The following is a 12,548-nucleotide window of genomic DNA, read 5'->3' as shown; positions in this document are numbered from 1 at the left end:
TCCTTTTAAAAAGTGGCTCATTATAACAAACTGGGCTTAATTTGTCGCTCTAAAACCTTTTTAAACTCTTCACTTAGCGTAACTTCAAGCGTTACAAGCGATACTCTCAGCCCAAAGTCCTTTGCCTTTACATAGTCCTTTTGCGTCATCAAAAGCGAGGTCGCACCGTAACTTTGCAAAATTTCACTTAGTTCATCTTTTGAAAAATCATAATGGTCAGGAAAAAAGACGCGAGCTATGCACTCATCAAAAAATGGCTTGAGGCGCTCTGGGTTTGCTATGGCCGTTACTAGAACCATTTTTTCGCTTTTATTTAAAATTTCACTCTTTCTAAAATGAGTTTGTCCTTCACTAGCGATAAAATCAGCAAATTTATAAAAGCTAAATGGATATCTATAAGCCCCGCTTGGTAAGCAAAATTTTAGTCTTGGCTCTGGGTTTGGGCGTACTAGAATGTCAAATTTGGCTATGTCAAATTTAGAAAAACCATCATCAAGCAAAATATACTTCGCACCATGCGTTTTGGCGTACTTTATGGCTACTTTTCTATCTTCGCTCACGATAACATTTGCGTTTTTAAGACTTGTGGCATATATCATCGCCTCATCGCCACTTGCTGCTACGTCAAGTAAAATTTCGCCATTTCGAGCGACAACTTGCATGCCTTTGCTTTTTCTTTTATAGCCTCTAAGAATGATAAAAGCACCTTCGAAATTTTTAGCAATTGCCACGCAAAGCGGGGTCTTACCACTTCCTCCAAGTGTCAAATTTCCCACGCTTATTATCTTTATGCCAAAGTCTATTTTTCTAGCAGTAAATTTCTTAAGAACAACAATAAGAAAATAGATAAAACTTAATGGCAAAAGTAAAAATGCTAGTAAAATTTGAAAGAAATTTGGGCGAAAGAAGTAGTCATTCGCCCAAGAATGCAAAAAAATATTTAATTTCTTAAACACGAGTTTTAGAAATTTCTTTTACTTTGCTGCAGATGTATTGCACCTCTTCGTCACTCAAACTATGATAAATAGGCAGTGACAACACTTGCTGATAATTTTTTAAAGCATTTGGAAAATCATTTACTTTAAGTGAGTATTTGTTTTTGTAATAGCTTAGTAAATGTATCGGTATGTAGTGCAATGATGTGTGAATGCCGTGTTCCAAAAGCTCTCTAGCAAAGCCGTCACGATTTTTATTTATCTTAATAATATACTGAGTATAAATGTGCTCGCGTTTTTTGACAGGGATTGTTATATTGTGGCACTCGCCAAGCTCTTTATCATAAATTTTTGCGATCTCTTGTCTTCTTTGTATGAGCTTATCTGTTCTTTCTAGCTGTGCAATAGAAAATGCTGCATTTATCGAGTTTATATCATACTTTAAGCCAATATCAACGACATCATAAATATAACTCAAGCTACCAAATTTATCAATGCCATTTACAAGAGCATAGTTGCGAAGTAGTTTTGCTCTTTTATAAATTTCCTCATCATTTGTCGTAAAAAATCCAACCGTTGATATAGGATTTTGTACACGCGAATGTGTCTGAAAGCATGACAAAAAAGAGTCTGAGCCAACTTTTTTGCCATTGTATGTTAAGCCCATACCGCGGTTTGCATCATCTAAAATTTTTACGCCGTATTTCTCACAAATAGCCGTTATCTCATCCATCCTGGCACTTTGACCTGCGATATGAGATATAAAAGCACATTTTAATTTTTTGTGATTTTGCTCTTTTAGCACTTTCTCAAGGGCGTCTGGGCAGATATTAAAATCTTCTTCATCAACATCCACAAAAATAGGTTCAGCATCAAAATGTCTAACAGCTTGTGCAATGCTAGGAAAAGCATTTATGGAGCAAATGACCTTATCTCCGCGTTTAGTGTCAAGCGCGCTTAGTGCCAAGTGATGTGCGGCTGCGATATTATTTGTGGTAACTACAAATTTTGCACCAAAATACTCTTTTAACTTCTCTTCAAATCTAGCAACGATATTAGTAGTATTTTCAGAGTGCAAAGCCTCCTCAATAAGCTCACTTTCACGCTCAGTGATAGTTGGTCTATAAAACGGAATCTCTCTCATCTTTAATCCTTTAAATTTTCACTATCAACGGCATTTGTCGTTTAAACCTGTTTGAAACAACTCTATTTTCTATATCCGATACTGCTTTTAATCCAAACTTTTTGATGATTTGCTCCTTGTTATTTTCTAAATTTTCTAAAATCTCATCGATAACAGCATAACTGTAACCTATATCGCCTTCGTCATTTTGTCCATCCCACAAATCAGCCGAAGGTGCTTTGTCAATAAAATTTTTATCAACCCCAAGATGTTTTGCAAATTCAAAAATTTCACTTTTGTAAAGCTCTCCGATAGGATTTATCGCACATGCTAAATCCCCAAATATCGTACCGTATCCAAGCATAAGCTCACTTTTGTTGCTTGTTCCGATAACTAGAGCGTTTATACTAGATGAATAATCATAAAGCAAGCTCATTCTAACTCTAGCTGCTAAATTCCCTTTTCTTAAATTGCTTAAATTTACATCTATCGTTTCGTAAAAGGCATTTAAAATACCCTCTATGGATAAAACCTTATATTTTATGTTTAGTTTTTCACATAAATTTAAGGCATCGTCCATATTTTGTCTGTTTGATGATGCTGTTGGCATGATGAGCGCATGAGTTTCATTTGGTTTTGCTCTTGCACACAAAGTCGCTACTACAGCAGAATCAATACCTCCACTAACACCCAACAACAAATTTTTATCTTTAGTTTTATCTTTTAAGCTTAAAACTAAAGTTTCTTCGATCTTTTGATACTCCTTCATTCTTCCTTTGCCTAGATTTGCTTCCTTTTGCAAAAATTATACTCATTAAATTTAAAATTTTTCTTTAAGTTTAGGTAAAAAGATGCAAAATTTTAAGAAATAATAAATTTAAGGTAAAAAATGAGAGTAATACACAAAAGTTTTGGAGATTTTGGCACTAATTGTTACATCGTTACAAAAAATGATTCATCTTTAGTGATAGATCCAGGAGATGGGGCAAAAGAATGGGTTTTACAAAATGCCAAAAATTTAAAAGCCATCCTTTGTACTCATGGGCATTTTGATCATATTTTTGATGCTGGTGAATTAAAAGATGAGCTAGAAATTCCAGTTTATATTAATAAATTTGATGCTTTCATGTGCGAGAGTGATATTTTTGGTTATATGAAAAATACTTTTACTCCAGATGTTTTGGTTGATAATGATGAAAATTTTAACGTTGATGATTTTTGTATTAAATTTCATCATTTTCCAGGACATACACCAGGCTGCTCGATGATAGAGATAGATGACATGATGTTTAGTGGGGATTTTTTATTTAGAGGGAGCATAGGACGCTGGGATTTTCCTTTTTCAGATAAAAATGAAATGTTAAAAAGTCTAGGAAAGTGTAAAAATTTAAAAGGCAACTTCACGCTTTATCCAGGACACGGAGAAGGTAGTACACTAAAGGCCGAGCAAAACAATATTGATTATTGGATAGATATAGTAAAAATTAGTTAAAAATTTAGGTGGTATTAATTTCAAATTTCAAGCTTCTAGAATACACTTAATCACTATTTAAAAATTTATATTTTTTATAAAACTAAGAGTCAATCAAAAAAGATAGAGAAATTTTGTATGTAGTCTATTTTAAATTTTGAAAAGGTCCGAGCGAAAACTCGCTCGGATAAATGTTTTTAGAAGCTATATTTTGCTTCAAATCTTATACGATTTTGTTTAAAGCTTTCACCATCTTTTTTGTCTTTAGCAGCTGCATACCAAGTTAGGAAATTAAGTTTTTTGCTATATTTGTAGCTAGCTTGTGCATACCACTCATTTCTTTTTGCTCTCTCTTTATTAAGAGCATAGCTTGTACCTTTACCTTGAGTATAACCAGCACCAAGACCAAATTTATCTATGTCATATCCAGTATTAACAAACCAGTAATCGTTGTCACCTTTAATGTTATTATAGAACTGTTTGCTACCACTCATTGCACCATTTAATATTTTAGCTGGGTTGATTAGCTGACCATTTGCATCAATTGATGTAAATGCGATTTTACCACTATTTCTAGCATCATTATCTTTATTTTTAGCGTCAAATTCTAAGTAGCCAGCATTAAATTTAGCACCAAATAGTTTTGTTCCAGCTTGAACAGCCCAAAAGTCAGCATCAGCTACTTTTTTGTGATCTGAATCGCTATAAACATATTGACCTTTTAGGTTTAGGTTTATATCGTCGGTTACATTAAAGCTAAATGCTGCTTCAGCACCATAAAGTGTAGCAATTTCTTGTAGATTTGCAATAGCTACCTTAAATGATACTGGATCATAGCTACCAACTGCACCTAAATAATAGAGGTTAGCAGGAGCATCATGGAAAGTTGCGCTATTAGTTACAGTAGTTAAGAAAGGTCCATCAATTTCATTAGTGCTATCTTCTAATGCATCATAAGCAGCAGCTGTTAAAGTAAGGCCAGACACATCTGTACTTACCGCTTTTAGACCAGTGCCAGCTATATCACCATCATCATAGAAAGTTTTGATAAGTTGTTTACCAGCTGTAATAGTAGTGTTAGATACTTTGTATCCTAGATACATCTCATATACACCAAAAGAATTTGTTGTATTTGTTTTATCTGTACCATCAATTATTTCTCCATTGGCGTCTCTTTTTTCATTGTTGTCACCAGAACCATCTGTAGCAGCATATCTTAGTGTTAAAACGCCAAAGAAGTTATCATCAATTGCAGCTTTAAATGATGTTTGCATTCTAAACGCATGCCCAGCAGTATCATTTGTGCCAGCTTTTGTATCAGCTTTTCTATCACGGTTATCATTTGTATAACGATATCTTGCAAATCCTGAAAGATCTACATTTTTTATAGCTTCTTCAAGTGGAGTTGCACTTGCAACGCTTGAAAATGCACCTAAAGCAACCAAAGCAGCTAAGCTAACTTTTGTAATTTTCATCTAAATCTCCTTTTGATAAAAAGTTTTGAAAGGATATTATCATAGAAAATTAATTTTATTGCTTAATTTTTCTTAAAAATTTAAAAAATGTTACCAATTATTTACCAAAATAGGATAATGAGATAAAGATTGTCTTTTTAAAATTTCGTTTTATTTGGGATTAAAAATCAAAAATTTTTACTTACTTTTAGCTATTAGCCTTAGCTTCTTCTCGTTCTTTTTTCTGCCTTATAGCAGCTTCTTTTTGGATATTTTTTTGTTGAGCCAAGAAGATATGCTCTTCAAGTGTGACAAGTTGAAATACTCCTTCAAAAATTTTTATATCTTTAACGTATCCAAGCACTTTTACTTCTCTTTTTCTGCTCTCTTCAAATCTTGCTTGAGCGTCAAATTCCACTACGTCACCAAGCTTTAGCGGTCCAAAGAAATTTATCCTAGCCCCGATACTAACGCAAAATTCTTCATTTATGGCTAAAAGTGCAGCGTGATTTGCCCCCATAAAAACAAACCCACTATGAATAAGCCCCTCGGCATCGCACACCATATCAGCTGTAGTAAAAAATCTAGTCTTTGCATGGTTTTTCTCAAGCAAAAATGCGGTTCCGCTAAAATTTAGCTTTGCAAGTGGAGCAGTTTTTATCTCATTTCTTAATGGGTTTTCATCTTCTGGTAAGATTATTTGCGACTCATCTTTTATATCATAGATATTTTCTTCTGCCATATTTATCCTTAAATTTTAACTCTCACGTAGGCTCTTTTTGGAGCTGGATAGCCCTCGATGGTCTTTGTACTGTCATCTGGGTCTAAGAAATTTCCAAGACTCTCACCATCTATCCACTGCGTTTTTCGCTGCTCATTTAGATCAGTAGCCTTCGTATCAAGCAAGGTAAAATCCCTAAATTTAGCCCTCTCGCACCAGTTTTGTAAGGCTGAGAGAGTCGGTACAAAGTAGATATTTGGAATTTTTGAATACCTATCTTTTGGGCTCAGCACAAAATCACCCTCCATGTCAATATACATAGTATCCAAAAATAGCTCACCGCCAGGATTCAAAGCCATTTTTAGCTCTTTTAGCATTTTAATAGGATCACTTCTGTGATATATCACTCCAAGACAAAAAATCGTATCAAATTTAGCTCCATACTCAGGCAAGCTCTCAACACCAAGAAGCTCATAAGCGATATTTGAGCGGATAAATTTGTTTAAAAATTTAAACTGCAAAAATGTATGCACGCTAGGATCAAAGCCGGTTATGCTTTTTGGACCGTATTCAAGCATTTTAAACATATAATATCCATTGTTGCAACCAACATCAGCCACGCTTTTACCAGCTAAATTTAGATGAGGGGCTAAGATATTAAATTTGATAAAACTTTGCCACTCGCTATCTATATATATATCATCAATTTCAAATGGTCCTTTTCGCCAAGGCTTTAGGCTAAGAGCAAGATCATAAATTTCATCTTTTCTAGCTTGATGTAAATTCTTAAATTTCACATTTACACTATCTTTTAACTCGAGCTCGCAATCAAAATTTGATAAATTTTCTATCCTATTAAAAATTTGCTTTTGCTGCTCATTAAATTTACTAAGATTCACGCTATTTCCAGTCGACGATGTTGTGCGGACACTCTTTTTGGTAGGTGCCAGTCGCGTCATAATACTCTTTACAGTCATTATAATATTGAGTCGAAACTCCGCGCTCATTCATGTAAAGACAACCGTTGCAAAATAACGCTATAAAGCCTAAAAATATAATCTTTTTCATGTGGCGGATTTTATCATAAATAAAATTTTTATGCTAGAATAGCAGGCAGTTTTAGAGCCAAGTTTGGCTAATATTAAACAAAAGGCATCTCATGCAAAGAAGAGATTTTTTTAAATTTGGCGGTCTTTTAGGTGCAGCTAGTCTGCTTCCAAATGTTAGTTTAGCTAGCGATGAGCCAGCAAGCCCAGTAGTTAGAAATTTTGATGTAAATTTTAAACACCAGCTACTTGAGAAGGGCAAAAACTCAAAAATTTGGTTACCGCTTCCGATAAACACAACCTACCAACACCTAACACAAGACTATGTCATAAACACAACTGCTAAAAATGTTTATATCTCAGATACGCTTATACCAACGATGTATGCTGATTTTGAAGAAAATGAGCCAAGACCTGTTTTAAATGTGCAGTTTAAAATCCAAACAACAGAGCGAAATACTAACTTTAGCAAAGTGAATTTCGATCCAAACGAGAAGGTAGATCCTGCGATTTTAGAGTATCTAAAGCCAACCTCACACATTCCAACCGATGGCGTCGTAAGAGCAAAAGCGCTAGAGATCGTTGGAAATTTAAAGGGCGATTTGGAGCGTGCAAAGGCCATTTATACATGGGTTGCAAACACTATGCAGCGTGACAATAGCATCCTAGGATGTGGCACAGGCGACGTTAAAGCCATACTTGAAAGTGGCAAACTAGTTGGCAAATGCACCGACATAAACTCAGTTTTCGTGGGACTTTGCAGATCGGTTGGCATCCCAGCAAGAGAAATTTTTGGTATCAGGGTTGGCCAGTCTAGATTTTCAGATCAGATGGGTAGCGCAAAAGACGGCGTGGCTAAAATTTCAGGCGGACAGCACTGCAGGGCTGAGTTTTACCTAAAAGGCTATGGTTGGATACCGGTTGATCCAGCGGATGTCACAAAGGTAAGACTAGGCGAGAAATTAACAAACGACGACGCTAAGATCGTAGCTGTTAGGGATTATTGCTTTGGCAACTGGGAGATGTGCTGGATAGGCTTTAACTACGGACGCGACTTTATCTTAAAGCCAACTCCAGAGCAAACTCCGCTAAACAACTTTGGCTATCCATACGCTGAGGTTGATGGCAACACACAAAACTACTATTCGCCAAAAGAATTTAGCTACGACTACGTCTCAACAGAGCTAAAATGAGAGCCTTTTGGCTGATACTAACATCCATAGGTAGTGCTATAGGCGCTACCTTGTGCTGCTTACCGGCACTTCTTTTCTTGCTTTTTGGCACATCTTTTTCTTTTCTATCTTGGACACAAAATTTATACGAGTACCGCGTCCCTTTAAGCGTCGTGGCGGTCATTTGCTTTGTGATCTCAGGTGTGGCTTTATTTTACAAGCCAAAAAGTTGCAACCTAAGCTATAAAAAGAAAAAATGGATACTTATATATATACTTTTTGGAGTGATACTACTTTTACTCCTTACATATCCGGAGCTTTTAGGAGAAATTTATGCGTAAAATTTTAGTTTTAGCCCTTCTTACACTTAGTTGCTACGCTGATAAAAAGATAGAAATTTCAGTGCCTAGCATGCACTGTCCGCTTTGCACAGCGATAGTGCGAAAGGCTGCACTTAGCGTTGAGGGCGTAAAAAAGGCAGATGTATCGCTAAAAGAGCGAAAAGCCGTCGTTATAGCAGATGACAAAGTCGATGAAAAGGAGCTTTTAAAGGCGGTCGATGCGACTGGCTATAAGGGCGAGATAAAATAAATTTACGGAGGCAGATATGTCAAAGAGTGAAATTTTAAAGAAATTTGAGACACTTGCTGCGATACCACACTGCAGTTATGAGACTGATAAGATGCGTGATTTTCTAGCTAGCTATGCAAAAGATAAGGGCTGTGAGGTCGCGGTCGATAGCTTTGGCAACATTCATGCGTTTAAAGGCAAGCCAAAAATTTGCTTGCAAAGCCACTATGATATGGTCTGCATGGGCGATGCTCCAAAGATCGAAATAGTTTACGGTGATGATGGCTACATGAGGGCTAAAAAATCATCTTTAGGTGCCGATAACGGCATCGGCGTGGCTATCATGATGCAGATGATAAGCGAATTTGACGACATTGAGTGCCTCTTTACAAACAACGAAGAAGTTGGCATGATCGGAGCTACTGGCTTTAGTGGCGATCTAAAAGCCGATAAGCTTTTAAATTTAGATAGCGAAGAGGACGACCGCGTCACTATCGGCTGCGCTGGCGGTGTAAATTTATTTGCCACTATCTCGCTTAATAGCAAAAAAACAAAAGAGAGCACGCTTTATGAAGTAAAAGTAAGTGGGCTTCCTGGCGGACACTCTGGTAATGAGATACATAAAAATATCCCAAATGCGATCAAGATTTTAGCGGCGTTTGTGACTAAAAATGGCTGTAAGCTTGTCAAATTTGAAGGTGGCGAGCGAAGCAACTCTATCCCAAGTGGCGCAACCGCACTGGTTCTAAGCGATAAAGAGCTAAAGAGCGAGTGTGAGAATTTAAGCGTGAAAAAGCTTGGCACTGGAGATGAAATTTTAGAAAATGGCGAGAAAATTTTAGCTCTTATTAACTCATTTTCACAAGGCGTAAGAGCCTATAACTGCGAGCTGGGCATACCACAAGATAGCGTCAATCTCTCGCTTGTAAAGATCAAAGATGATGGCATACTTGAAGTGGAGTTTTTTGCTAGATCAATGAGTAAAGACGGACTAAATAGAATGGAATTTGAAATTTCTGAGCTTGCAAAAGCACTTGGCTTTAGCGTCATTACAAAAGATAGAAACCCGGCTTGGAAGCCTATAAATGATAAATTTGCAAACGACATCCTAGAAGAGCTAAAAATTTATAAGCCAAATGCAAGGATAACAGCCGTTCACGCTGGTTTAGAGTGTGGCGTACTTTTAGAGAAAAAAGCGGGTCTTAGTGCTTGCTCAATAGGACCAAACATCCACTCACCTCACTCAACAAGAGAATGCTGCGAAGTTGAATCTGCGCTTTTTATAGAAAAAGTAGTTCGCGGTATCGTTAAAAAATATAACTCATAAAAAGTAAAATTTGCTAGAAATTTCTAGCAAATTTTATATCTCAAAGCATCTAAAGCAAATTTGCCCGCAAGTGCGAGCAACTTTAGACTATTTCCCAAACTCATAAACGATCTTGCCACTTTTTATCGTGGTAGTCGCTGCGCCTTTTAGTTTTTTACCAAAGAGTGGAGAATTTATAGATTTTGAGCGGTTTATCTTCTCATCATAAACATACTCGATCTCAGGATCTATCACCGCGATGTCAGCTAGCATGCCCTCAGCAAGCCTGCCTTTATCTTTTAAATTTAGCATCTTAGCTGCATTTGTAGATGTTAGCTCCACCATGCGCTCTAAGCTTATAACGCCCTCATTTACGAGTTTAAGAGTGAGTGGCACAAGGGTTTGAAGTCCGATGATGCCAAATGGCGCCTTATCAAATTCTACTATCTTTTCGTCTGTGTGGTGCGGGGCGTGATCGGTGGCGATAACGTCTATAAGACCGCTTTTTAGCGCCTCTCTTACCGCTTTTACGTCGCTTATCTCGCGAAGTGGCGGTGACATTTTGAAATTTGTATCGTAAGCATTTTTCAAAATTTCATCGTCGCTAAAGCTAAAGTGGTGTGGTGTAGCCTCACACGTGATGTTTATGCCCTCTTTTTTGCCCATTTCGATGATCTTTAGCGAGTACTCCGAGCTTACGTGAGCGATATGGATGTGTGCTTTAGTAAGCTTTGCAAGTAGCATATCACGACTCACTGCGATCTCCTCTTTCTCTCTTGCCATTCCGCGAAGTCCAAGTATGGCTGAGACCTTGCCCTCGTGCATGACGCCCTGTCTGCAAAGCGAGCAATCCTCTGAGTGGCTTATACAAAAGCTACCAAACATACTTGAATACTCAAGTGCTGCTCTCATTACGCTTGAGCTAGTCACTGGTAGGCCATCATCGCTAAATGCAACTGCTCCAGCCTCTATAAGATCGCCCATTTCGACGATCTCGTTGCCACCAAGCCCTTTGCTGATGGCTGCTATTGGCAAAAGATCGATTAGCCCGCAGTTTTTAGCTTTTTCTATCATCGCTCTTGTGATCGAGGCATTGTCATTTACTGGGTTTGTGTTAGCCATGCAAAGGCAGGTTGTCACTCCTCCAGCCACCGCTGCCTGCGAGCCTGAGATGATGTCATCTTTATACTCTTGACCAGGATCGCGAAAATGCACATGCATGTCGATAAGTCCTGGCATGACTAGCTTATCTGTGGCATCGATAACCTTCTCTGCCTCAAATTTCTCACTTCCGATTTTGGCTATTTTGCCGTTTTCTATTAGGATATTTGCCTTAAATTTCTCGTCGCTATTTACGATAGTGCCGTTAATTATTGCTATTTTCATCGTTAGCCCCTATTTTTTGCAAGCGTATTTAGTATCGCCATTCTTATCGCAACGCCGTTTTCAACTTGATTTAGTATGACTGAGTGCGTGCCATCAGCCACGTCTGAATTTAACTCCACGCCCCTATTTATTGGTCCTGGATGCAGTACGATCGCATCAGGTTTGGCTAGCTTTATCCTATTTTTATTTAGTCCAAAGAATTTTGAGTACTCTCTCGAGCTTGGAAATGCCACGTCCGCACCGCCACGCTCTAGCTGGATGCGAAGCATAATGATGACATCACTGCCCTCGCAGGCTTCTTCCATATTTTTGCAAATTTTAGACTCAAAGACCTCAGCATCTTTTGGCATCATCATCCTTGGTGCAAAGAGCTTTAAATTTATGCCAAATTTCTTCATTGCCCAGATGTCTGACCTTGCCACGCGGCTTCTAGCGATGTCGCCAATGATCGCCACGTTTAAATTTTTATCTAAAATTTTGCCATGCTCTCTTAGTGTGAAAAGATCAAGCAGAGCTTGGCTTGGGTGCTCATTTGTGCCGTCCCCTGCATTTACGACGCTAGCCTCTGTCCTATCAGCTGCAAATTTCGCCGCTCCAGAGCTTGGGTGACGAAGCACGATGATATCAGTTCTCATAGCAGCCATGTTATTCATCGTGTCATTTAGGCTCTCGCCCTTTGTCACACTAGAGCTTGACGAGCTGAAATTTATCGTATCAGCCCCAAGTCTCTTTGCTGCGATCTCAAAGGATGTTCTAGTTCTTGTCGAGTTTTCATAAAATGCGTTGATCGTGGTCTTTCCGCGAAGATAGTCATTTTTTTTCACTTGGCTTAAATTTAGCTCCTTAAACTCTTTCGCCGCCTCTAAAAAATATAAAATTTCTTCTTTGCTAAGCTCTCTAGTTCCTATCAAATCTTTATGCTTGTAGCCCATTTTAAGCCTCTTAAATTTATTTTGTCACAAAGTCGCAAGCTGGTTGGTAGCCGTTATCACAAGCTTTTTTAAATAAAGCCTTTGCTTTTTCTTCGTTCTTTGCTTCGTTTGCATCTTTATCTTTTACAAGGCCATAAGCGATCATTTCACCTAGTTTTTCGCAAGCCATGCCCTCATTTTCGTCGCACATTTTTGTAAAAATTTTCTCAGCCTGAACTCTATCTTTTGCTACGCCGTCGCCGTTAAATAGCATGATCGCATTCATCGTGCAAGCTTTTTTCTCGCCCTCTCCACAAGCCTTATTAAAATAAAGATAAGCTTCATTAAAATTTTTCTTTGCATAAAGCTCGTTTGCTTTGTCTAAATTTTCATTTGCCATAGTATTTAACGCAAAAACCGCTGCCACTAAAACTAAAATTTTCTTCATTTTCT

The 12,548-nt window shown here is 37.7% G+C and carries 15 protein-coding genes; 5 read left to right on the top strand and 10 right to left on the bottom strand.

Going from position 1 to position 12,548, the window contains the following annotated elements:
* Positions 1-20: 20 nt before the first annotated feature.
* From ATCC51562_RS06720 to ATCC51562_RS06710, 3 genes are read right to left on the bottom strand one after another with little or no spacing between them, the layout of a single operon-like run.
* Positions 21-956 (bottom strand): tetraacyldisaccharide 4'-kinase, encoded by a 936-nt coding sequence (locus ATCC51562_RS06720; protein ID WP_021091510.1) that lies wholly within the window; start codon positions 954-956, stop codon positions 21-23.
* Positions 949-2,079, bottom strand: a complete 1,131-nt coding sequence (locus tag ATCC51562_RS06715) for a DegT/DnrJ/EryC1/StrS family aminotransferase (protein WP_021091466.1) — start codon at positions 2,077-2,079, stop codon at positions 949-951. The genes ATCC51562_RS06720 and ATCC51562_RS06715 overlap by 8 nt, the downstream gene beginning before the upstream one ends.
* 10 nt (positions 2,080-2,089) lie before the next feature.
* Positions 2,090-2,827: an NAD+ synthase gene (locus ATCC51562_RS06710; RefSeq protein ID WP_021091516.1), complete on the bottom strand. Its 738-nt coding sequence runs from the start codon at positions 2,825-2,827 to the stop codon at positions 2,090-2,092.
* 120 nt (positions 2,828-2,947) lie between these two features.
* On the opposite strand from ATCC51562_RS06710, the gene ATCC51562_RS06705 reads away from it, so the two are divergent.
* Entirely contained in the window at positions 2,948-3,550 is a 603-nt protein-coding gene (locus tag ATCC51562_RS06705) for an MBL fold metallo-hydrolase (RefSeq protein WP_021091486.1), read from the top strand.
* A gap of 176 nt (positions 3,551-3,726) precedes the next feature.
* Here the strand turns inward: ATCC51562_RS06705 and ATCC51562_RS06700 are convergent, their stop codons facing one another.
* The 4 genes from ATCC51562_RS06700 to ATCC51562_RS09740 form a co-directional block, all read right to left on the bottom strand.
* Positions 3,727-5,004: a major outer membrane protein gene (locus tag ATCC51562_RS06700; protein ID WP_021091496.1), complete on the bottom strand. Its 1,278-nt coding sequence runs from the start codon at positions 5,002-5,004 to the stop codon at positions 3,727-3,729.
* A 187-nt stretch (positions 5,005-5,191) separates the two neighbouring features.
* On the bottom strand, positions 5,192-5,725 hold the full coding sequence (locus tag ATCC51562_RS06695) for a Hot dog fold protein (protein WP_021091468.1): 534 nt from the start codon (positions 5,723-5,725) through the stop codon (positions 5,192-5,194).
* Between the two features lie 8 nt (positions 5,726-5,733).
* Positions 5,734-6,603 carry a tRNA 5-methoxyuridine(34)/uridine 5-oxyacetic acid(34) synthase CmoB gene (gene cmoB / locus ATCC51562_RS06690; RefSeq protein WP_021091429.1) on the bottom strand — a complete coding sequence of 290 codons (870 nt, stop codon included), beginning with the start codon at positions 6,601-6,603 and terminating at the stop codon, positions 5,734-5,736.
* A gap of 1 nt (position 6,604) precedes the next feature.
* On the bottom strand, positions 6,605-6,772 hold the full coding sequence (locus ATCC51562_RS09740; protein ID WP_002942642.1) for a hypothetical protein: 168 nt from the start codon (positions 6,770-6,772) through the stop codon (positions 6,605-6,607).
* Between the two features lie 91 nt (positions 6,773-6,863).
* On the opposite strand from ATCC51562_RS09740, the gene ATCC51562_RS06685 reads away from it, so the two are divergent.
* The 4 genes from ATCC51562_RS06685 to ATCC51562_RS06670 are packed head-to-tail and all read left to right on the top strand — an operon-like array spanning position 6,864 to position 9,819.
* Positions 6,864-7,943, top strand: coding sequence for a transglutaminase-like domain-containing protein (locus ATCC51562_RS06685; RefSeq protein WP_021091506.1), 1,080 nt, complete (start codon positions 6,864-6,866; stop codon positions 7,941-7,943).
* The gene (locus ATCC51562_RS06680; RefSeq protein WP_009294140.1) at positions 7,940-8,263 is read left to right on the top strand and encodes a hypothetical protein; all 324 of its coding nucleotides are present in this window, start codon (positions 7,940-7,942) and stop codon (positions 8,261-8,263) included. Before ATCC51562_RS06685 ends, ATCC51562_RS06680 begins: the two co-directional genes overlap by 4 nt.
* On the top strand, positions 8,256-8,513 hold the full coding sequence (locus tag ATCC51562_RS06675; protein ID WP_021091426.1) for a heavy-metal-associated domain-containing protein: 258 nt from the start codon (positions 8,256-8,258) through the stop codon (positions 8,511-8,513). Before ATCC51562_RS06680 ends, ATCC51562_RS06675 begins: the two co-directional genes overlap by 8 nt.
* Positions 8,514-8,529: 16 nt before the next feature.
* Entirely contained in the window at positions 8,530-9,819 is a 1,290-nt protein-coding gene (locus tag ATCC51562_RS06670; protein WP_021091527.1) for a M28 family peptidase, read from the top strand.
* An 87-nt stretch (positions 9,820-9,906) separates the two neighbouring features.
* On the opposite strand, the gene ATCC51562_RS06665 is transcribed toward ATCC51562_RS06670, so the two are convergent.
* The 3 genes from ATCC51562_RS06665 to ATCC51562_RS06655 are packed head-to-tail and all read right to left on the bottom strand — an operon-like array spanning position 9,907 to position 12,543.
* Positions 9,907-11,184, bottom strand: a complete 1,278-nt coding sequence (locus ATCC51562_RS06665; protein ID WP_021091488.1) for a dihydroorotase — start codon at positions 11,182-11,184, stop codon at positions 9,907-9,909.
* A gap of 2 nt (positions 11,185-11,186) precedes the next feature.
* Positions 11,187-12,116 carry an aspartate carbamoyltransferase catalytic subunit gene (locus ATCC51562_RS06660; RefSeq protein ID WP_021091436.1) on the bottom strand — a complete coding sequence of 310 codons (930 nt, stop codon included), beginning with the start codon at positions 12,114-12,116 and terminating at the stop codon, positions 11,187-11,189.
* Positions 12,117-12,132: 16 nt separating this feature from the next.
* The gene (locus ATCC51562_RS06655) at positions 12,133-12,543 is read right to left on the bottom strand and encodes a tetratricopeptide repeat protein (protein WP_021091535.1); all 411 of its coding nucleotides are present in this window, start codon (positions 12,541-12,543) and stop codon (positions 12,133-12,135) included.
* Positions 12,544-12,548 lie beyond the last annotated feature (5 nt).

This window comes from Campylobacter concisus ATCC 51562 (assembly GCF_000466745.1).
Lineage (GTDB): Bacteria > Campylobacterota > Campylobacteria > Campylobacterales > Campylobacteraceae > Campylobacter_A > Campylobacter_A concisus_B.
Note: the sequence above shows the minus strand (reverse complement) of the source record. Positions and strands in the feature narration are given on the sequence as shown.